The sequence below is a fragment of the Dyadobacter sp. SG02 genome (assembly GCF_900109045.1).
Taxonomy (GTDB): domain Bacteria; phylum Bacteroidota; class Bacteroidia; order Cytophagales; family Spirosomataceae; genus Dyadobacter.
The window spans coordinates 88,692-108,880 of record NZ_FNYL01000020.1 but is presented as its reverse complement, the minus strand read 5'-3'; the positions used below and the strand labels follow the sequence as shown (position 1 = coordinate 108,880).

Annotated in this window: 19 protein-coding genes; 14 read left to right on the top strand and 5 right to left on the bottom strand. The window is 49.2% G+C overall.

What is annotated here, in order from left to right; all coding sequences use genetic code 11:
- Nucleotides 1–20 precede the first annotated feature (20 nt).
- Complete coding sequence (locus BMW93_RS32835) at nt 21–947, top strand: lysophospholipid acyltransferase family protein (protein ID WP_090386667.1); 927 nt, start codon at nt 21–23, stop codon at nt 945–947.
- A gap of 9 nt (nt 948–956) precedes the next feature.
- A complete protein-coding gene (locus BMW93_RS32830; RefSeq protein ID WP_090386665.1) occupies nt 957–2,429 on the top strand; it encodes a glycoside hydrolase family 130 protein in 1,473 nt (490 codons plus the stop codon).
- Here the strand turns inward: BMW93_RS32830 and BMW93_RS32825 are convergent.
- The 4 genes from BMW93_RS32825 to BMW93_RS32810 all read right to left on the bottom strand — a co-directional run bounded on the left by BMW93_RS32825 (nt 2,426) and on the right by BMW93_RS32810 (nt 7,811).
- On the bottom strand, nt 2,426–3,436 hold the full coding sequence (locus tag BMW93_RS32825; protein WP_090386663.1) for a glycosyltransferase family 4 protein: 1,011 nt from the start codon (nt 3,434–3,436) through the stop codon (nt 2,426–2,428). The two genes, BMW93_RS32830 and BMW93_RS32825, sit on opposite strands and share 4 nt — an antisense overlap.
- On the bottom strand, nt 3,433–5,676 hold the full coding sequence (locus tag BMW93_RS32820; protein WP_090386661.1) for a glycosyltransferase family 4 protein: 2,244 nt from the start codon (nt 5,674–5,676) through the stop codon (nt 3,433–3,435). The genes BMW93_RS32825 and BMW93_RS32820 overlap by 4 nt, the downstream gene beginning before the upstream one ends.
- 57 nt (nt 5,677–5,733) lie before the next feature.
- On the bottom strand, nt 5,734–6,600 hold the full coding sequence (locus BMW93_RS32815) for a transglutaminase family protein (protein WP_218147762.1): 867 nt from the start codon (nt 6,598–6,600) through the stop codon (nt 5,734–5,736).
- Between the two features lie 101 nt (nt 6,601–6,701).
- A complete protein-coding gene (locus BMW93_RS32810; protein ID WP_090386659.1) occupies nt 6,702–7,811 on the bottom strand; it encodes an acyl-CoA desaturase in 1,110 nt (369 codons plus the stop codon).
- A 223-nt stretch (nt 7,812–8,034) separates the two neighbouring features.
- Here BMW93_RS32810 and BMW93_RS32805 point away from each other — a divergent pair, with 223 nt between their 5' ends.
- The gene (locus tag BMW93_RS32805; RefSeq protein ID WP_090386657.1) at nt 8,035–8,691 is read left to right on the top strand and encodes a response regulator transcription factor; all 657 of its coding nucleotides are present in this window, start codon (nt 8,035–8,037) and stop codon (nt 8,689–8,691) included.
- A 258-nt stretch (nt 8,692–8,949) separates the two neighbouring features.
- On the opposite strand, the gene BMW93_RS32800 is transcribed toward BMW93_RS32805, so the two are convergent.
- Nucleotides 8,950–9,378: a contact-dependent growth inhibition system immunity protein gene (locus tag BMW93_RS32800; RefSeq protein WP_090386655.1), complete on the bottom strand. Its 429-nt coding sequence runs from the start codon at nt 9,376–9,378 to the stop codon at nt 8,950–8,952.
- Nucleotides 9,379–9,621: 243 nt separating this feature from the next.
- On the opposite strand from BMW93_RS32800, the gene BMW93_RS32795 reads away from it, so the two are divergent.
- From BMW93_RS32795 to BMW93_RS32740, 11 genes are all read left to right on the top strand, one after another.
- Entirely contained in the window at nt 9,622–10,743 is a 1,122-nt protein-coding gene (locus tag BMW93_RS32795) for a PQQ-binding-like beta-propeller repeat protein (RefSeq protein ID WP_090386653.1), read from the top strand.
- A 587-nt stretch (nt 10,744–11,330) separates the two neighbouring features.
- Entirely contained in the window at nt 11,331–11,510 is a 180-nt protein-coding gene (locus BMW93_RS36380) for a hypothetical protein (protein WP_409013131.1), read from the top strand.
- 87 nt (nt 11,511–11,597) lie between these two features.
- Nucleotides 11,598–12,128: an IS3 family transposase gene (locus BMW93_RS32785; RefSeq protein ID WP_090386652.1), complete on the top strand. Its 531-nt coding sequence runs from the start codon at nt 11,598–11,600 to the stop codon at nt 12,126–12,128.
- 598 nt (nt 12,129–12,726) lie between these two features.
- A complete protein-coding gene (locus BMW93_RS32775) occupies nt 12,727–13,773 on the top strand; it encodes a sensor histidine kinase (protein WP_090386648.1) in 1,047 nt (348 codons plus the stop codon).
- 64 nt (nt 13,774–13,837) lie between these two features.
- Nucleotides 13,838–14,473 carry a response regulator transcription factor gene (locus BMW93_RS32770; protein ID WP_177194267.1) on the top strand — a complete coding sequence of 212 codons (636 nt, stop codon included), beginning with the start codon at nt 13,838–13,840 and terminating at the stop codon, nt 14,471–14,473.
- 29 nt (nt 14,474–14,502) lie between these two features.
- A complete protein-coding gene (locus BMW93_RS32765; protein ID WP_143061769.1) occupies nt 14,503–15,729 on the top strand; it encodes a hypothetical protein in 1,227 nt (408 codons plus the stop codon).
- Nucleotides 15,719–16,270, top strand: a complete 552-nt coding sequence (locus BMW93_RS32760) for a hypothetical protein (RefSeq protein ID WP_090386642.1) — start codon at nt 15,719–15,721, stop codon at nt 16,268–16,270. Before BMW93_RS32765 ends, BMW93_RS32760 begins: the two co-directional genes overlap by 11 nt.
- Nucleotides 16,271–16,282: 12 nt before the next feature.
- Entirely contained in the window at nt 16,283–16,942 is a 660-nt protein-coding gene (locus tag BMW93_RS32755) for a hypothetical protein (protein ID WP_090386640.1), read from the top strand.
- Between the two features lie 174 nt (nt 16,943–17,116).
- The gene (locus tag BMW93_RS32750; protein ID WP_090386638.1) at nt 17,117–17,539 is read left to right on the top strand and encodes a hypothetical protein; all 423 of its coding nucleotides are present in this window, start codon (nt 17,117–17,119) and stop codon (nt 17,537–17,539) included.
- Between the two features lie 12 nt (nt 17,540–17,551).
- Nucleotides 17,552–17,833: a hypothetical protein gene (locus BMW93_RS32745; protein WP_090386637.1), complete on the top strand. Its 282-nt coding sequence runs from the start codon at nt 17,552–17,554 to the stop codon at nt 17,831–17,833.
- A 50-nt stretch (nt 17,834–17,883) separates the two neighbouring features.
- Nucleotides 17,884–20,139, top strand: a complete 2,256-nt coding sequence (locus tag BMW93_RS32740) for a hypothetical protein (RefSeq protein WP_090386635.1) — start codon at nt 17,884–17,886, stop codon at nt 20,137–20,139.
- Nucleotides 20,140–20,189 lie beyond the last annotated feature (50 nt).

Sequence of the window (20,189 nt, the reverse complement as noted above, 5' to 3'; positions counted from 1 at the left end):
TGTTTTTGACCGTATTTCCAATGAACGCTACCCCTACTCCACTTTCCAGGCCCTGGTGGCAAACGATCGCCCGGTTGCCCGGCAGGATACTCTCGACACTTTTGGGTAAATGCCTGATGGGGTCTACGAAGATCTTGTCATTTTTACTTTTCGTATCGCTCCGGTTCGTGTTGAAATACCGGAAAGCTGTTATCCGGAAAAATCTGACTAGCTCTTTTCCGATGAAGTCGGCAGGCGAGATTCGTGATCTTATGCGGGGTTACTACCGTCATATGAGCGACTTACTGCTCGAACCATTTTTGTTTTACCTCGCTCCTTCCGTTCTCAGAAAGCGACTCGCCACTTACACTAATCCCGAGGTTTTGGAAAAATTGTACCAGGACGGTCGGCCGGTTATCGTATTTGCCTCGCATTACGGGAACTGGGAGTATCTGATCAACCTGCCGCAGGTGACAAACTATCAGGTCTATACGGCGTATTCGCCCATCAAAAGTGGCCCATTAGACCGGCTGATGATCAGGCTGCGATCATTTATGGGTGTAAGGCTGATTCCAAAAAAAGGTTTTTACCGCCAGGCATTGTCGCTATTGCGGCAAACTGCGATCCCGAATCTGCTGGTCGTGATAGCGGACCAGCGCCCTGCCCCCGGCAATGACAAATTCCGTATCCCGTTCCTGGACCAGGACACCGCCGTTCAAATCGGCGGGGAAAGAATGGCGGCATCGTCCGACGCGGCGGTCGTGTATGTGGAATCCCGAAAAAACGCACAGTTCAGCTACGAATTCACCTTCCGGGTGATGGAAAATACCGACCGCGTGGTGCCGATGAGCATTACGAAGGCTTACTACCGCATTCTGGAAAAAAGCATCAGCCTCGCTCCAAGTTACTGGCTATGGTCACACAACCGTTGGAAAGCTCAGGCAACTACGGCTATCCACGCATCTTAATCAACCTCCATGGCAGCGCAGCTTGTACGAAAGGACGTTATTTTCCAACCCGATTCCAGCCGCGTCATCGCGCGGTTTCTCTACAACGGCGACGACAGGGGCAGACAGCTGATCTCGGCTGTCCTCGCGCTGGACGAAAGCAGTCAAATTCAGCAGCTGAACAATGTCCTGAGAAAATATGCCAAACGGCACCGCAATATTCTTAGGGTATTTGAACGACACTTTCAAAAGTTGATCCGGTTACTGCGTTTGATGGAAATCGACCCGCAGGACCTGGAAACTAACCAACGGCTGCTGATCGGCGCATACTTTACCATGGAGTATTCGATCGAGGCCGCTGCTTTTTTCAATCCGTCCATCGTTGCCGACCCGGATCAGTCGGGTACCGAGCCGGGCGAAACACGGATTATCCTCAGCTTTCGGGCTACCGGTGAAGGCCACATCTCTTCGATCGTTTTCCGGTCCGCGCTCATCGACCAGAACGATCACATTACCGTCGATAAGCCCGGGCGGTTGCTTGACTCTCCCGAGCATGTGCGTAATCACGTATACAAAAAGGCTTCTTTCTTGCTGAAATTAGGTGAAATGCAGGACTTCAATAACCTGGCTTACCCGGCTGTCGAAGCAAAGCTTACCGAGACTTTTACCTATGAAGAGCTGAAACGGTATGTCGACGAAACCAGAAGACTGCCCGGAATGGACACGGCTGCCGAACTGTTTTTGCGCGAAATAATGTGGCTGGCATCTTCGCATTACGAAATGGATTTTTCTTTGGATACCGACATTTCCGAGCGCGTCATCTTTCCCATTGCCGACACGGAAAAAAGGGGCATTGAAGACGCCAGGTTCGTCTGCTTCACCGATGAGAAGCAACAGCAAATCTACTATGCTACTTATACGGCCTACGATGGGATCAATATTTTGCCTAAATTATTGAAAACCAAGGATTTTTATCATTTCAAAGTATTGCCGCTACACGGAGAAATCGCACAAAACAAGGGAATGGCGCTTTTTCCCCGGAAAATCAATGGGAAATATGCCATGCTTTGCCGGATCGACGGGGTTAACAACTACATCGCTTACTCTGACAATATCAGCGTTTGGCGAAACGCTGTTTTGATCCAGGCGCCGAAATACCCGTGGGAGTTCGTTCAGATCGGGAATTGCGGCTCGCCGATTGAGACCGAGGCGGGTTGGCTGGTTCTAACCCACGGCGTAGGGCCCATGCGCGAATATGTGCTGGGAGCCTCCCTTTTTGAGTTGGAAAACCCCGAAAATGAAATAGGACGTCTTGATCGCCCGCTACTTATCCCCAGCGGAACAGAGCGGGACGGCTACGTGCCCAACGTGGTGTATTCCTGCGGCGCGTTCATACATCATAATAGTCTGATCATCCCTTACGCCACTTCCGATTACGCATCTACTTATGCGGTGGTTAACCTCAGCGGGCTATTGGAAGAGCTAACAGTCACCCGTAGCTAGCGGCTGAGTATCTGATCATACACATTCAGATAGTTCTCGACCATCTTCTCTTTCGAAAACATCGCCTTCGCCCATTGGCGGCATTCCTGCCGGTCGATCCTGCCGATCTTTTCGACCGCCTGCACGGCTTCGTCCATGGTGTTTACCAAAAAACCTGTTTTTCCGTCAGAAATCAACTCGCACATCGAGCCCCGGTTGTAGGCGATTACGGGTGTACCGCAGAACATGGATTCCGCCACACTTAATCCGAAGGGTTCGTCGAACTGGATCGGATGGAGCAGTGCCAGGGCTTTTCCGAGCAAAGTTCTGCGTTCTCCCGACCCGACGTTACCAATATAAAATACCGACCTGTCATCAATGCAGGGCTGGATCTTCTGTTCAAAATAGGCATCATCCTGAATCAGGCCGGCTATCAGCAGCACCTTACCCGCCTGGCGCGCGATCCGGATGGCTTCGAGCGTACCTTTGTCGGGATGTATACGGCCAAAAAAGAGCAGGTAATCCTGTGGGTTCATTTCAAACGGAAAATCCTTTCCATCTACGCCATTGTATACCGTGGAAATGTAATCCAGCTTATCGCTGCGATCGGCATTGCTGATAGATGCATAGTGGGTAGACGCATTGTATTTTTGGTAAACTTCCAGGATTTTGGGGGAAGAAAAACCGTGGATCGTCGTCAGCATCGGTGTTCCGATCAGCTTTGAATAGGTCAACGGCAGGAAGTCGAAATGGTTATGGATCAGATCGAATTGGGCTGCACTTTCCATTAAATGACTGATATGCAGGCATTCGGCGACCTTCGGATCAATATCTCTGTCTTCCGAGTAAGGCGCGGTGCAGGTTCCTTTCAATTTGGCCTTCGTCACAGAATCGGTTGTGGCAAAGAGTGTTACATCGATGCCCTTTTCGACCAATCCTTCCGTCAGATAGGATGCCACCTGCTCCCAGGGACCATATTGCCGCGGGGGTGTGCGCCACGCTATCGATGACAGTATCGCGACCTTCATACCAGTTCTGCTTCCATCTTGTTGATTTCTTCAAATGCTTCCAAAACGCTTAGATGCGAGATCAGGTAAGCCAACGTGCTTTCGGCTCCCTGGTTTCGGTTAACGCCCGAGCTTTCCAATCCATCACAACAGCCTTTCGTCTCAAAATCATACAGGCTGACACGAAGGTCGTTTTCGCCTAAAAACCACATGAAGCAGGTATTAAGCTTTTGGATGTAAGCCTGATCCTTTGTTAACCGGAAAGCCTGGTGAAACATCAAAACCATTGCCAGCGCGTCCAACGGCTGCTGGGCAAACATGGATTGCTCATGGTCCCTGGTGTACCAGTTCTCATTGCCGACAACAGACAGGTATCCATTGCGAAGGGTAATATCGGAGAGAAAATCCATGCTTTCCAGGGCAACTTCCATTACCCTGTCGTCGTGCAGAAATTCCGCGGCGTGCAAAAGCGCCAGGGGCAGGAATGCATTGTCGTAGGCCAGCAGCGATTCAAACCATTGCCAGTCGTCACTGCGATGGATATCATATTCGGCGATGAGCCTGTCGGCAAGGACTTTCAGGATTTTAATCATGCCCTCGTCCGTGGGATTGCTTTTAAGGTAATGGCATAGCCCGACGATGGTGTTGGCAATACTTCGGATGGATTTAAGACTGGTGAAATTCGGGACGGCGTCGAAGAAAATTTCCCGGCCTGTCTGGTAATAGGCATCGTTGGGTGCATTGCCCAATAAATAGCCCAGGGACCAGATCGCCCGGCCGAAAGAGTCTTCCGAACCTACTTCGTCGAGGAAATTGCGGTTGAAACTCAGGAAATTCCTGAACATGCCATCCTGGGTTTGCATGTAGTTCACATAGCTCAGATAGGTAGGTGACAGTTTGAGTGCCAGGGGATGTTTGTTTCTTTTGTAAGTCATCAATACCATCAGTAGTGCCCTCGCATTGTCGTCCAGGCAGTATCCCTCTTTCAGGTTGGGAATGCCGTATTTGGCATGCTGGATAATGCCTGTATCGTCGGTGAGCCGCTGCACGTGGTCGAGCAGGAAAGGTGGCAGCGTCAACGGGTCCAGGAGCATTTGCTCGCCGGAGGTAATATCAATTCCTGCTTCCGCTATTTGTCCGGCGAGTTCCAGGTATTTTTCGCCTATTCTCGGCCAGGTAATTTCCCTTCCATAATCAAAAGCATTTCTTCTGAGCTCCCGCATTTGCTCGGGATGATCGAGTAAATCCAGGAGTATTTCGGTCAGCGCCGACGAGTCGTGAAAGTTAAAGAGTCGTCCGCGCCCGCCTCCCAGCAATTCGGCCGCGTGCCAGTAGGGCGTGGAGATCACCGCATTTCCGGCCCCGATCGCGTAGGAAAGCGTGCCGCTGGTGATCTGGGCCTCGCTCGTGTAGGGCGTGATGTAGATATCCGACGCGGACAGGTATTTGAAAAGCTCCGCCTGCCCGATGAACTCGTTCAGAAATACCACGTGCTTTTCAATGCCTAATTGCTTGACAAGCCCCGCAAGGTACACGCGGTACTCCTCACCTGCGTGCCGGATCACATTGGGATGTGTTTTGCCAAGCACAATATAGACTAGTTCGGGATACTTCTTTATCACCGCCGGCAATGCCTTCAAAACGGTTTCAATCCCTTTGTTCCTCCCGATAAAACCGAAGGTTAGCAACACATGCTTGGAGGATAGTTTAAACTCTTTTTTTGCCAGAAGCTGGTCGAATTGAATGTCCGGTACGCCATGGGCGATCCGGGCGATCTTTTCTGTTGGCACCTGGTAAACTTCCGAGAGCATATCGACGGCCGTCTGGCTCATGACGATAATCGACTGGGCTATTTTGCATATTTCCGTCATAACAGCCTTCTGGTTATAGGAAGGCGTTTTCAGGACGGTGTGCAGGGTAACGATCAGTGGAATTTTCAGGCGATGAAGCAGCGGAAGAATATAAATGCCGTTCTGCCCTCCGAATATCCCGAACTCATGTTCCAGCACGCACACGTCGGCACCGCTCAGGTTGATCACATTCGCCGCTTCCAGGTAGTCGGTCTGTTCTTCCTGCCGGATGGAGAGCTTCACTTCTTTGGGATATTCGTAGTGCAGGCCGTTGTCGTCTATGGCGACTACGAAGCCGTGGTTTATGTTTCCCGACGAATCGGTACCGATCATCGATTCGTAGAGATTTTGAGTAAATGTTCCGATCCCACACTCCCTTGGCGGGTAGGTTCCTATGAATGCTATTTTCATTCCGGCAGTCTGTTGATTATCTTCTAAGATAACTTAATTAACCGGGATTACCCTGGATTATTCGGCACGCAGCGAAAGTGTTTGCGGGTGCACTTTGGTCTCGTAGCGGATGGAAGCAACGCATGGGCTGGTTGTTCCCGTGACCGGCGCAGAATCTACCGGACGGGGCGTTGCCGCGAGCGGAATGTGGCCTTCACTGGTAAACAGTCCCGAGGTCGTGTCCAGTCCTATCCAGCCCGCGCCGGGTATAAATACTTCTGCCCACGCATGCAAATCCACGGAAACCGGAAGGCCCCTTTGATCGGATTGTACCAGATACCCGGAAACAAAACGGCTGGCCAACCCCAGGTGCCGCGTCACCTGCACCAATAGCCAGGCGGAGTCCCGGCAAGATCCACTGCGCTCTTTCAAGGTCTGTTCGGATGACCAAACACCTTCTTCTTCTCTTTTTAGATAGTTAATGTGGGTGAAGACCCTGTTATTGAGCGATACGAGAAATCCAAGGATGTCCCCATCTGATAAATTCAACTGCTGGATAAATAGGGCAAGGTTCGGCCCATGGTCTATAATTTCAAGGTAAGAGAGAAGGTCCTGGTGCAGTGTGAACGGATATTGGAATGGATAGTGTTGCGCATAATCGTCTATACGGACATTAAATGGGTCATAGGGAGTTAGTAAAGCATCGATCCGGACAGTCAAAGTCATCGACTCCATCGGGCCGTCAAAATCGACGCGTGCTATAAAATTCCCGAATACATCCTGTTGCCAGTGCGTCGTGTGGCTATCTGGCTGGATCATCAATGCATAGGATTCGATTTGTGCCGAAGAATGAGCCGTCGGCCTGAGTCTGAACTGATGAGGCGAGAGAAAAACGCTTCTGTCGTAGGTGTATACAGTTTTATGGGATATGCTTATCAATGTCATAAATAATCTGTTAGTGGGATTAGAAATAGGGTGATTGGGAGCGGCAGGGATTCCGTCTTAGGTTCTGCCGGAAAGACGGGAACAAGAAGCGTGCATTGAATTTAAACGATCCCCTCGTTAAAACGGGGCATTCCGAACTTTTTCAGTGAGGCGATATGGGACTTGAACGCCATCATAAAAGTCCGATGTTCCATGTAGTTCAGTCCAAATTCCCTGGCCGTTTTTTTGACGATAGGCGCGATCCCCGGATAATGAATGTGGCATATTTTGGGGAAAAGGTGATGTTCGATCTGGAAGTTCAAACCGCCTATATACCAGCTCAGCCACTTATTTCCCGGTGAGAAGTTGACGGTGGTCTCCATTTGGTGCACGGCCCAGTCCTTTTCTATAATGCCTTCCGGATTCGGCACCGGGTACTGGGTTCCTTCCACCGAGTGGGCGAGCTGAAAGATCACCGTCAGCACGAGGCCCGCAAAGAAATGCATGAGCAAAAAGCCGGCCAGGATAAAACCGAACGGAATGTGAAAAACGAGTGTCGGCAGCACAAAAAATATGCCTAGATAAACCAGCTTCATCACGATCAGCCCGGCAAGCATTTGCCGGTTTTCGCGCTTTGTCTGACGGTTCAACCCGGATTTAATGAAATGCACGTACTGGATAAAGTCTTTCAGCAACACCCAATACAAGGTCAGTATGCCGTAAAAAAAGAACGCGTACATCCATTGAAAACGGTGAAAGGGCTTTACCGTTTCATGCGGCGACAACTTGATCACGCCCCGGTCCTTGATGTCCTCGTCCAGGTTGGCGACGTTGGTGTAGGTATGGTGCAGGATATTATGCTGCCATTTCCAATTGGATACCCCCGCACCGGCAAGGCAAATCGTAAAGCCTACCCATTTGTTCACCATTGGATTTTGGGAGAATGCGCCGTGGTTGGCGTCATGCATCACACTCATCCCGATTCCCGAAATGGCGGCGCCCATCACCAGCCAAAGTATCATACTTATCCAGAAATCAGGCGCCAACAATAGTATTACGAGAAAAGGCAGCACATAAGCAGTCAGCAAAACGATCGCTTTCAGGACCATCAACTTGTTGGCATACCTTGATTTACGATTTTCTGTGAAATATTGCTCAACCCTCTTTTTAAGGGTGGGGAAGAAAAGGGTTTTGTCGATAGCGACAAACTTGATTTTAGTCTCTGTGTTCATGTTCTTCCAGTTAAGTCCGTGTAGTAAAATGACTTTGGAAGATACAGGATGCTAAATCTGCTCTGGCATGGGCCGTTTGATATAAAACGCTGAAAATCAATATATATTGTAGAAAATTCTCAAAGAAATTGGAGAGTAACATCAATGGTTTTCGAGATTTGAAAAACTTTTTAATAAGCTGACGAAAAGGCGATTGCTATGTTAATTGCAGCTACCTTTATCTATGAATATCCACCAGGCTCTTTCCCGTCCGACGTTTGCAATTTTTGATACCCACCCGGTAATGCGCATGGGCCTGGCGATTCTGCTCAGGGAAAATTTCGAGGAAGCAGAGATTGTAGAATCAAAGGATATGCGGGATTACAACCAGCATGCAGGGCGGCCCGAGCCTGATCTCCTTATTTATGTGTTGCATGCGGATTTTGAAGAAGAGGGATATCCATCCATCTCAGAAATCAGACAGAAATATTCCGGTTCGCGGGTAATCGTATATGGCCCCGAAATGCAACCCGAGGTGATCATCGATTACTTTAAAAAGGGGGTTAACGGCTATCTGTCCAAATATGCGGATATATCGGAAATGCTGGTTTGCATCAGGTCCGTCATGAGCGGGAAGCGATATCTGAGCGCTGAGCATATGGTGTTCATATTCGAATACATGATTGCCAGCCATACCCCGCAAAAAAGATGGGATCTGCTCACGCGAAGGCAAAAAGAAGTTGCCGACTACCTCGTACAGGGAATGTCGACCTCGTCCATCGCCGAAAAAACAGGGCTCCATCTCTCAACGATCAGCACATTCAAAGCCGCCATTTTTTCGAAACTGGGCATCGACAATGTTCTGGCGCTCAAAGAGATTCTCGGAATGAACGAAATATGAATAAAATGAAACTGGCTTAACAAATTGCCGATAAGGTTTATTCGATCATGGAAGGAAATAGGGATCTTAGTTGGGAGATAATCAATCTGGGATTGATGTCAGATGCCTGATTCGGTCAATTAATTTAGCGAATCCGAGAGGTGACTGAATTTGGGGTCGAATGAAATGACTTTATTTGGCTTCAATTAACGTGTTTCCTTTTACTAAAAATCTAACATACTGAACCCATTAATCCTAGTTAATGTATTTACTACCTGATTAGTTGTTAACGAGGTTACCGTTTTCACGAAGACCGAGGAAATGGTTGACCGCTTTCAACACTAGTTTTGAAAGTGGAATTAATTCAACATCAGTGAGAGATTTATAAATCAGTTCACTGATCTGGTTATACCACCTTATGTTTCGGCTCCAAAAAATTTCGTCGAGAGAAACCACACTCAGCAATAGGTCTCCTTCAAAAAGATCTCCTTCTGCAATAATATTTTCGTTTAACAGCTCAATGGCTCGTGGAAGTAGAATTTCTAACGCAGTTCTTTGGCCGATCATAAATCTAATATCTTCGACGCTGAAATCATCCACATTCTTTTTTAAAAGTTGATTATGTTTGTTTACCAAATTGGTTGGAGCTACCGGCGAAAGTGTGATCGTCGAGTCCAAATCAAGAAGGCACCTTGCATTAGATTTCATACGTGAGGTTACTTTTGCAGAGAATTGTCGAGTCCTGAAAAATCGAACAGTAAACGAGTTGCGAAATTATTTGTAAAGATCCAATAACTTTATGAATATTCCCTGCCGACGCTGTTTTATAAATATACATTTCAAGATTCTATCTACGAGAGATTGCTTCCCCACCGAGAAAAAACAATTCCACTAGGCTAGCGATTGACTCATACCATCCGTGCTGTCGAAACCTGTTATTACCAGTTTAAAATGAAGTTTATCAATCTATTTGTGCTCCTGGTATTCGTGAATATTTTCACGTCGTGCAAGAAAGAACAATCTGTCCTCGAACCCCAGCCTGAACATGATGTTGCCGAAACCATCTACCTGGGTAGTTATAACTTTAACTTATACGCACTTGATGCAGCTAATGGGGCAGAAAAATGGGCGGCTGTAACAGGTGGGAGAATTCTATCCAGCCCTACCGTTGCAAATGGTGTTGTGTATGTCGGGAGTACTGATAAAAAACTACACGCATTTGATGCCGCTACCGGAGCAAAAAAATGGGAATTTGCTGCCAATGGTGATATTCATTCGAGCCCAATGGTAACCAGTGAGCTGGTATATTTCGGAAGCCGTGACGGAAGGCTATACGCAGTGAATATGGATGTGGGTACAAAAAAATGGGAGTTCCCGACTGGTGAACCAATTTCTTCAAGCCCAATGGTTGTAAACGGTGTAGTATATATCGAGAATGACGCCAAAAAATTATATGCGATTGATGCCGCTACCGGTATGAAAAAATGGGAGTTTGCGATGGGCTGGACGGATATGGGTTTAAGCGTTAGTCCAACATTTGCTAACGGTCTGGTCTACACAGGCGATCTTGAAAAATTTGTCGCAATTGACGCTGCGACCGGAATTCAAAAATGGGAAGCTCTGATAGGTTTCGGTATTACTTCGTCTCCAACAGTTGCAGGCGGCGTGGTGTATGCCATGGCCGGTAACCAGAAGTTGTACGCTTTAGATGCGGCTACCGGAACAAAAAAATGGGAGTTTACCACTTTTTATGGCGCGAGCAGTCCCACGGTTCGTAATGGCATCGTCTATTTCAGCAGCCGTGAGGTTGGACAACTGTACGCAGTCGACGCGGTCACCGGCTTGAAAAAATGGGACTTTCCGCTGTCCAAAAATACCGTTTCAAGTCCGACCGTCACCGGTGATGTGGTATACGCATCTGAATTTAGCCCATACACTTATGCCCTCGATGCTAACACCGGCGCCATCAAGTGGATTTCCGTTATGGGTTTCGCCGGGGTTGTTTCTTCAGCCTGTGTTGTAATGAAGAGTGGAAAAGTATATCACTCTGGGATAAGTGGCGCACAGGATTAAGCCGGTCCGTTTTCACGGTACCACTATACTTGGTGGTCAAGGTCCTTTGGTTGCTTCAGACGCTAGATTTTAACACTAGTTAGTTTGAAAGCCTAAACTTTACTTGATTGTCAAACAACCCGGGTTACCGAAAAGGTTACCGGATGCTTTGACACGACCTGGTGCAAAATGGTACACTTATTTCCAAAAAGTCTAAAAGAGAAAATTTTTTGAAGGACAAAAAACCAATTTGCCTTGCCAGAGGCTATTCCGCTGGGCACAATTTATTTTTTGAAAACTCCTGTATATCAGTTATTTGCAATTCCCTTCAAAATAGGAAACCGAAACGATAACCGATTTTTTTAGCGCGTTTTGATGCGTTTTAGTTATCCAGCATCGGTATCAAAGTTAAAGCTTTATTCCAAGATTTCAGTACCTCTTCTTTGCGGCAACTATCGATTACCAGTTTTGGGGTGGAGTGATATCGAATACATTTAGCAAATAGCGAACTACGTACAGTATTATCTGGATTACAATCTTTCTTGGCTAAAGTAAAGAAATAGAAGTTGCATTCGTGACTCAGATATACACCGGAGGAGAAATACAGTATTCTTCAGGAAGCCGAGCGGGAGGGCCCAACCGAAACAGCCCGGAAGAATAATCTCGCATATTCTGTTCTTAGTAATTGGAAATGTAAATATCTTTCCAAAGGCAGGGACGGTTTAAACCTGGTTATAAAAAGATCGATCCCCAACTTCGAGCGCTGGAAGAAGAAAATACCCGGTTAAAAAAAATCATCGCCAATCAGGCGCTTGAACTCGAATTCAAGAGCGAGCTTTAAAAAAAAGCGATGCCCATTATCCGAAAGGAAGAAAATGATCGCACAGTATAGAGGCAAGTGGCCTGTTGCTGATCTTTGTCAGTGGGCCGGTGTTCCCAAGAGCAGCCTGTATTACAAGGCTCGGGAAGGTGTAAGAGGCATAAGACCCAGCACACATACGATAGTTGGTGGCATCGCATTGGTGGAAAACACCGTGGTTGTCGATCAAATACGCGCCATTCTTACTATGGACTACTGTGTGTACGGGTACCGGAAAATGACCGAAGAGCTCCGTGATATGGAGTATGGGCTCAATGCCAAGAAGGTCTACCAGCTTATGAAACAGCATCATTTACTGTCGGGCAAACGTATACAGGTCCAAGGGAAGAGAAAGTGGGTAAAACATCCTCGCATAGAAGCTGAACGTCCGATGGAGTATTTGAGCCTTGAGATCAAGTACATTTGGCGGGGCCGCCCGGCGGTGCAGGGCGAATCCCGGTACTATTATCAACTAGCTATTATGGACGTTACAGTCGCCGAATTTTGTGCTGGATCCTGCAGCGCAGCGTTCGACAGGCAGATGTAATCGCAATGATGCGATGGCTTGACCTGTCCTTTGGCCTGAAAGGGGTCATTATCCGAAACTGTAAGTGCCCCGAAACGGCAGACAGTTTGAAATCGAGCTCAGGACCATTTTCTATGCTTTTTACTGCAAAAGGTTTGACACGGTAGATTTTGATTTCGGAAGTGATGACTTTTCAACAATTAAAAGCATCATTGCACTTAGGAATTGTATTGTACACAACGACAGCACTCTAGAAAACTATTTTACTGGGATCCAATTTAGCCGTGTTGAATTATTTAGGAATTTGAGCAGGAAACTTCCTGCAATACGCATTGAAGATGACTATGTTTGGATAGACAATGGAGCTTGTATGGGATGCGTGGAAATGATAGGGAATTTCCCAATGAAAATTTATGACATGGTGTTAGTTGGACTTTTTTACGGCACTCACAAATTGCTTTTGGTAAAATGTAACCGAAAGTCGTTATTGTTCTGAAATTGCGTCAGGTAAATAATCATTAATCCTTTCGGGACGATAATTGCCGGTAAATAAGTTATCCCACCACAACCTCAGACCTTGGGCAGATCTTCCTAATTTGATGAGTAAACCGCCGAAACGATGCAGCCCGTGATCTGTATACTGTTGCTTTTTGCTGGCGCCGACCCGTTTTCGGCCGGCGGGTGCCGAGTCAATGGCAAGCCGTATGCGGGGTTGCCGGATACGCTGTATGTGCCCGAGGCAGTGGATGAATTTTTCCTTGAACTTCCCCAGCATCCGGGCCAGGGCGTGAGCTACGCATTCAAAATGGACCCGATCGATGACGGGTGGATCCCAGCCGTTTATCCTGCGGTGCGTTACGAGACGCTCAGGAAGGGCTATTACCAGCTGCATTTCAGGGTATTGGATGCTCATTCGAAGGTGCTGAAAACAAGCAGGGTTGTCATCCGCAAAGAGGCCGCATTCTGGAATGCCTGGTGGTTTATTCCCCTGCTTACCTTATATGTGGCCGTGGTGGCGGGGGTTGGGATCTACATTTTCAACCTTTACAACTTTCGGCAGAAACTTAAACTACAATATCTCCGAAATCAGATCGCCTCCGACCTGCACGACGAGGTGGGCTCGAACCTCAACAGCATTGCATTGTTTGTGGAGCTGCTGCGCAAAAACGCCACGCCGGAAACGCTGTCGGTGCTCGACCGCATTATCAACAATTCCCGGGAATCGGTGGAGCTGATGCAGGACACGGTGTGGGCCATTAACCCGCGCAACGATTCCCTGCAAAAGCTGATCGATAAAATGCATTCCTTTGCTAACCAGGCGCTTGCGGCATGCGATATGCACCTCGAATTTCAGTCGGAAAGCAGCCTGGCCGACTTGCAGCTCAGTATGGAGCAGCGCAAGAACATTTACCTGATATTCAAAGAAACGATCAACAACGCGGTCAAGCATTCGGCCGCTACGGGCGTGAGCGTGCGGCTCCAACGCCTGAACGACGCGCTTTTCCTGGAAATCAAAGACAACGGGAAAGGCTACGACACCGACCGGGAGTACGAGGGAAACGGGATTTTCAACCTCCGGAAAAGGGCCGAAGAGTCGGGACTTGACTTGCTGGTGCACTCGCGTCCTGGCGAAGGTACCCGTGTGGAAGTACTTTGCCATCCCTAAAATTGGGGATTTTTCTTCCGCGACATTTACCGGAATTTTGGAACATCATTCAATGCGATCGGCTATGATAAAGGTTTTGTTATTCGAAGACAACAAAAATTTCCGGCAGGGCCTCGTGCTATTTCTTGCGGCATTGGAAGATATCTGGCTGGTGGAAGCCATTCCCGACGCCCGGGACGCGGTGTACCTGGTCAAAAAACACAAGCCCGACGTCGTGCTGATGGACATTCAAATGCCCAGGAAGTCAGGCCTTGAAGCGCTGGTAGAAATCCGCCAGGCCCAGCCGGGCGCCAAGGTGCTGATGCAGACGGTATTCGAAGACGACGATAAGATTTTCCAGGCGATTTGCTCGGGCGCTTCGGGTTACATAGTCAAATGCCCCGACCCGCAGGTGTACGTGCAGGCGATCCGCGAGGTGTATGCGGGCGGTGCGCACATGTCGCCGGGCATTTCGCGGAAGGTGCTGGCCATGTTTCAGCAACAATTTGTGAAATCGGAGCAAACATTCGTGGACCTTACCAACCGCGAGCGGGAGATATTGGGGTGTATGGTAAAAGGGCAGAGCTACAAGATGATCGCTGCCAACTGCGGCATTTCATTCAGCACGGTGGCCACACACGTGAACCACATTTACGAAAAACTACACGTCAACTCCGCCCCGGAAGCAGTAGTCAAAGCATTGGAAATGAAACTCGTATAAAATCCTCCATCACTAACCTTTTATCAGAGATGAGTACAACGCTTGTTGCGCAGGTCTTACCGAAATCATGCTGGGCCGCTGCATTAGAAATGTTCACTGCCGCACAATTGAATCAATGCGAATTGCTGAAAGTGGATTTCAATCCTTCGGACCCTTCGAGCGCTCCGGATTTTTGCGATCCGGACAACGCAGGCACTTATGAGGGAAACCTCAAAATACTGACCGAAATGGGGAGCAAGTTGAGTGGAGCCGCAAACAATGCCATACCATTCTCTCGGTTAGACAGAATACCTGTATTCTCCGACTTACAACGAAATGTTGGCTCCTCGGCGATCGTGCTTCATTCCTGGGATTTTGACAGTTCCCAGCATTATATCGTGCCCAGCGGTACCTACGAACAGGTGCTTACGGCGAGTATTAAACTAAACTGGATAAAAGTTCTCGATCCGTTTCCGGAATTTCAAGGAAGGACTTATTACCTCAATTACGTTGAATTTAAGTCAGATAGCTGGTTTGTTGGCATCATTTATCACAAGCACACTGCCGTCAACCGAACTCCTGCTCCAAGGACGTTTTCGGATGTCGATGCAAAAAATCTTATAAAAAGATACATCAGGCAACTGCCCGCAAATGTCCCGGCGCCTTTTAGGACGGATACGCATGCCAGTCGTTTGCACACCATTGAGGACTACGAATTTACTGTTACCAATAGCAGCGTAGAACTGTTGCTGGACGACGCGGATTCTTTTGTCGATGATATTCTCACGTTCGCACGGGATATGAAAATGTACCTCGCGGGCTCGAATAATAGGTACACGTCGTTTTTTCTTAATGCCAACGACAATGGTAGATACTACATGGCGATGATCGAGGATGGCACACGGTATCTGCCGGTGGTAAGTAGCGCTGTTACCGACGTCGCGAACCTGGCTGCTGAAAGTACATCTGCGCAACCGCGCTCCGTAATTGCATCGGAAAGTAAAGTCATTGAAAAGCTTGATAAGATCGAAAAAGCGCTTTTTAGATACTTTGAAAAAAGGCCGAAATCAGCCCTGATATGCCGGTTTTTCGACATCGGCCAGGAATATGTGTTTTTCATGAAAGAAGGAAAGGTACAGGTCTTCGATCCGTTCAAATCATTCTCTTATATGCTTCCGAAAGATCACAAGAAACCTTCTTATCTACCATTAGATGAATTTTTTAAAACGTTAACCCAATTCTATACATTCTTAAAAGACAAGAAATATGGCAAATAATAACTTAGCGATCGACAGAGTAAAGCGGTTTAATGGCCTGACCACTATTGAAAAGGGGCAGAGAAAGAATCTGGGTGTCCGGTTTTCGGTAGAGGAATTGTTGCAACTCGTTACAAAGCTCACAGGCAAGCGCGCGTTGCTCGTGGATGAACCAGGGCCGGTCGGACAAATGCCGTCGTTGGAAAATGCAGAGTTGGCACTCGTCCCTGCCGGTCAAACGGAGTGTGGCCCATATCGTTTCCACGTAGCCAAGGCGTCCACGCATGAGTTGGGTATCGACAATAATGACCACAACCCGCGCGGCCCATTTAATAGTGAAACATATCCAAAGGCCACCGGAGTTGTAATTATGATCGGAATGGGGAAAGCAGCTAAGTCTATTGGTCTGGAAATTTTTCCGGTGGTCGGTGCGAATATCAGGCTCGCGCCGGGAAGTTTTTCGCGTAAATGGAGTTTTATGAAACACACGGACGGCCGCGTTATCGCATTCACCGACGGCGGTGGCGGTACTGGATCTAAAACACCTCCTCCGGGCGCTTAACGGTTTTTACGGATGTTGTCAGAACTCTTTTTATACCGGTTTTCGGGATGGCTGCTTACGGCGGTATGGCTGTTCCTTTCTTTTCAGGCGCTGCGCAGGCGCGGTGCCTGGAACGGGAAGTACCGGTATTTCCTGGTTTTTCTTTTGTCGATATCACTTATAGAGCTCTTGGCGGCCATTACCGCGCCGTTGCTGAGCAACAACCTGTTTTTGGATTATCCCTACATTACCATCGAGTTTGTGATGCTGGGACTGTTCCTGGCAAGGATCATCGATATCGGTTTCATTACCCGGCTCGTCAATATCGCTTCGGTGCTTTTTGTGATTTTCCAGATCGCCAACGCATTCTGGCTGCAAGGGCTCGAAAGCTATAATAGTTACGGCGAATATGTGAACAATGCGTACCTGTTCATGCTGTCGGTGTGGGCGCTTACGGTACTTTACCGGCAAAACCTCGGGCGCAGTATTCTCGCTGTCCGGGACGCCTGGTTTGTGCTCGGCATACTGGGCATTTACCTGCTTGTCGCCGTGATCGACTTCCTGTACGGCATGGCCTTGCCTTACCAGAATGACCATTTTCTTTACGTAGTGCTCATTTCGGGCAATTTTCTGAAATCGGGCCTGCTTATGCTTTATTACAAAGGGATACGCATGATGCCGCCCTCGCGGTAGCCCCGGCGCATTCCCCGCACCCCCGGAAGCATGCTCGCGAGAGCGTGCTTTTTTGTTATAACCGCGTTGTAATATCCATAAAATTGTCGATACCGCTTCATAGGAATTTGGGGGAAATTTGAAATGTCATCACACCGGTGACAGTCTGTTCCCAACATTTAAATCCAGTTCGTTATGGCAAAGCAAAGTGAATTCGAATCCGTGCAGGAGGCCTATTTTGCAGGCATCCAGCTGGTTCAGCTGGCCAAGTTCAGCGATTCCAAAGAGTCGGCGCAATTGCTGGCTAAGCACGGTATGGCGCTCATTTCCAAGTCGCAGGAGACGATCCTGAGCAAGTATTTCGATGAGTATTGCGGCACCCATCCGTGGCGGTGGCCGCGCCCGTGGCCTTTTCCATGGCCCGGTCCGTGGCCTGGTCCATGGTGGCGCATCTTCGACCCCGGGTTTATCGATCCCGTACCCGATCCCCTCCGTGGCGCGATCAACAATTACCATATGTTGGCCACCATCGAGGACATTCGTTCTGGTTTGATCGGTAATGCAGCCCTCGAAGCCGTGAAAGGCATCGCAGAGCAGCTGAAAACAAACATCCGGTAGTGACCGACTCCTATGATCGTCGAAATTCATTTTCAGGAAGGGTTTTCAAACGAAAAGGCGCAACTGCTCGTCGACGGCGAGGTGGTTGAAGAATTTTCCCTGAATACCCGGTTTCAGCTCGGGATGGCGGCCATCAAAAAGGTGGACGCCGCCCCGGGGACGAAAGTCCAGGTGGTGTTGCCCGACCGGAGCATCAAACAGCCGGTACCGGTAAGCCATCCCTACGTGAAGGTCAGTATCGAAGATGGCAAGCTGACAATCAGCCCCACCGACCAGATGCCGGGCTACGTGTAAAATCCCGCATTGTTTAAGTACTCATTTTTTATCCTAAACAGTTTAAAACCATGTCTAAGAAAAACAATGCGCCGGAAGCTCCGGCGCCAACCCCTGCTTTGTCCGATGAGCAGCATCCTGATTACCAGGCATATGTGTACGGCGACGATGACGACGACTCTGTGGCAGAAGCGGGCGACATTGGACCTGACGGCCCGGGCGTACCCATTCCGCCGCTGAACCCCATTCCCGACCTGCCGATTCCGAACATTCCGGGCATTCCGTTGAAAATATGCTCCGCGGTGAGCGGCAGATACAAGCTGAAAACGGTGCTGCCCCCGATCGGCGGACCGGGTATCCCCATTTTGAACCTAACGAACATCACCGTTCGCGTGGACGTGGACCGGTTTTATCCCCAAAAACGTATATCAATAGAGGTTACCCGCCTGCTGCCCCGCTCTACGGCGCATTTGATCGCGAATGTAACTTCCGACCAATGCACGGGGCTCAACCGCCGCAAAATTCAGGCGACGATCGCTTACCGCGAGGGAAATAATGCATTGGTACCAGGCGAAAAACTGCTTTTCGAAGCCAGCAGAGGGCTTGGCGTAGGTTATTCTAAATACAAACTGACGGTAACAGGTGCAGGCACGCCGACGCGTGTCTATAACCTCGACTTTGTAAGCCAGTATTTCGACGATGTCGAATTTGAGGTGGATAAAGTGGATAATGCCGGCAACCCGTCAACCGACTATGCTACGCACAGCCACCCCAACCGTCCCGCGAGCTTGCCTAACGAGGTACTTTCGCTGGAAAGTGTTTACAAACGGGCAGGTTTCAATGCGACCATTTCACCCAACAGCACACCGATTCCCGCAACGGGCGCCGGGGCCAACGGTACGTGGAGCGACAGCGAAATGCACAACGCCATGCAAACCTACTGGTCGAGATTTGCCAACAAACCGCAATGGGCATTGTGGGTACTGTTTGCGAATCAGCACGATACCGGGTACGGGCTTGGCGGGGTGATGTTCGACGACATTGGCCCGAACCACCGCCAGGGTACCGCCATTTTCACCAACAGCTTCATTAAAGACGCGCCAGTCGGCGACGCTAACCCGGCAGCTTGGCGGCAACGTATGCTGTTCTGGACAGCGATCCACGAAATGGGACACGCATTCAACCTCGCGCACAGCTGGCAGAAAGCGCTGTCGGGCCCGGGCTACAACCCGTGGATACCGCTGCTGAACCAGCCCGAGGCGAGAAGTTTCATGAACTATCCGTACAACGTGAGCGGTGGACAGAGCGGGTTTTTCTCCAATTTCGATTTCCGCTTTACCAACGAGGAATTGCAGTTTATGCGCCATGCGCCGCGCCGTTTTGTGCAAATGGGTAATGAAAACTGGTTCAGTAACCACGGTTTCGAGGCTCCGCAGCCGGAGTTCTTCACGGGACGTTACAAACTGGAAGTTCGGCCAAACAGAGAGAATAACACCTATTCGTTCCTCGAACCGGTGAGTATCGAACTCAAACTGACCAACACCAGTGCAGAACCGATGGCACTCGACGAGCATTTGCTCCAAGACGGCGGCCACATTGTGCTGGTCGTGCAGAAAGATAGCGGTACCGTCAGAAAATGGGAGCCGCTCATCGTTCGGTGCCACCAGGAACACAAAAGCATGCTGGCACCGGGCGAGTCGATCTATGGCACGCACCTGGTGAGTGCTTCTACCTCCGGCTGGCTGATCGACGAGCCGGGCTTCTACAACATCCAGGCGGGTGTGGATATGCTCGACGAGGTGGTGATGAGCAATGTGCTGCGCGTGTTTGTGGCGCCTTCTACCGACAAGGAAGAGAACAAAATCGCGCCGGATTACTTCACCGAGGACGTGAGCCGCGCATTGGTGTTCGACGGCGCGCCGGAGCTGAACAAGGCGATGGACACTTTGAAAGAAGTGGCCGACAAGCTCCCGGGCACCCCGGCGTCGTTGCATGCGGCCAAAGCGGTAGCCGGTCCGATGTTGAAGCAATACAAAAGATTGGAAGAAAAAGACGGCTCGCTGGCTGTGGTAGCCGGCAAAGCTGATGTCGAAGAAGCTGCCCGCCTGCAAACCGCGGCGCTGCTCGATGCGCCGCAAAAAGCGGCCGATACCTTCGGGCATATCGACTACTTTCAGTCGCTGGAAACACTGGCTGATGCATTGAACGACTCTGGTAAAAAAGCGGAAGCGAAAAAGGTAATGTCCAGCTCCATCTCGACAATGAAGAGCCGCAAGGTGCTTAGCGAGGTGATTGAACAAGCAGAGGCGAAAGTGAAAAACCTCTAAAATAGCAACCGGCGCATGGGGAGTAATGCTCGTTCATGCGCCAGTTTTTT

What these genes read in the sequence shown, in the direction of transcription:
- BMW93_RS32795 (WP_090386653.1), top strand. Translation starts at nt 9,622, where the DNA reads ATGAAGTTTATCAATCTATTTGTGCTCCTGGTATTCGTGAATATTTTC.
- BMW93_RS32815 (WP_218147762.1), bottom strand. Translation starts at nt 6,600, where the DNA reads ATGACATTGATAAGCATATCCCATAAAACTGTATACACCTACGACAGA.
- BMW93_RS32825 (WP_090386663.1), bottom strand. Translation starts at nt 3,436, where the DNA reads ATGAAGGTCGCGATACTGTCATCGATAGCGTGGCGCACACCCCCGCGG.
- BMW93_RS32785 (WP_090386652.1), top strand. Translation starts at nt 11,598, where the DNA reads ATGATCGCACAGTATAGAGGCAAGTGGCCTGTTGCTGATCTTTGTCAG.
- BMW93_RS32800 (WP_090386655.1), bottom strand. Translation starts at nt 9,378, where the DNA reads ATGAAATCTAATGCAAGGTGCCTTCTTGATTTGGACTCGACGATCACA.
- BMW93_RS32770 (WP_177194267.1), top strand. Translation starts at nt 13,838, where the DNA reads ATGATAAAGGTTTTGTTATTCGAAGACAACAAAAATTTCCGGCAGGGC.
- BMW93_RS32835 (WP_090386667.1), top strand. Translation starts at nt 21, where the DNA reads ATGAACGCTACCCCTACTCCACTTTCCAGGCCCTGGTGGCAAACGATC.
- BMW93_RS32820 (WP_090386661.1), bottom strand. Translation starts at nt 5,676, where the DNA reads ATGAAAATAGCATTCATAGGAACCTACCCGCCAAGGGAGTGTGGGATC.
- BMW93_RS32760 (WP_090386642.1), top strand. Translation starts at nt 15,719, where the DNA reads ATGGCAAATAATAACTTAGCGATCGACAGAGTAAAGCGGTTTAATGGC.
- BMW93_RS32810 (WP_090386659.1), bottom strand. Translation starts at nt 7,811, where the DNA reads ATGAACACAGAGACTAAAATCAAGTTTGTCGCTATCGACAAAACCCTT.
- BMW93_RS32765 (WP_143061769.1), top strand. Translation starts at nt 14,503, where the DNA reads ATGAGTACAACGCTTGTTGCGCAGGTCTTACCGAAATCATGCTGGGCC.
- BMW93_RS32750 (WP_090386638.1), top strand. Translation starts at nt 17,117, where the DNA reads ATGGCAAAGCAAAGTGAATTCGAATCCGTGCAGGAGGCCTATTTTGCA.
- BMW93_RS32805 (WP_090386657.1), top strand. Translation starts at nt 8,035, where the DNA reads ATGAATATCCACCAGGCTCTTTCCCGTCCGACGTTTGCAATTTTTGAT.
- BMW93_RS32830 (WP_090386665.1), top strand. Translation starts at nt 957, where the DNA reads ATGGCAGCGCAGCTTGTACGAAAGGACGTTATTTTCCAACCCGATTCC.
- BMW93_RS32775 (WP_090386648.1), top strand. Translation starts at nt 12,727, where the DNA reads ATGCAGCCCGTGATCTGTATACTGTTGCTTTTTGCTGGCGCCGACCCG.
- BMW93_RS32755 (WP_090386640.1), top strand. Translation starts at nt 16,283, where the DNA reads ATGTTGTCAGAACTCTTTTTATACCGGTTTTCGGGATGGCTGCTTACG.
- BMW93_RS32745 (WP_090386637.1), top strand. Translation starts at nt 17,552, where the DNA reads ATGATCGTCGAAATTCATTTTCAGGAAGGGTTTTCAAACGAAAAGGCG.
- BMW93_RS32740 (WP_090386635.1), top strand. Translation starts at nt 17,884, where the DNA reads ATGTCTAAGAAAAACAATGCGCCGGAAGCTCCGGCGCCAACCCCTGCT.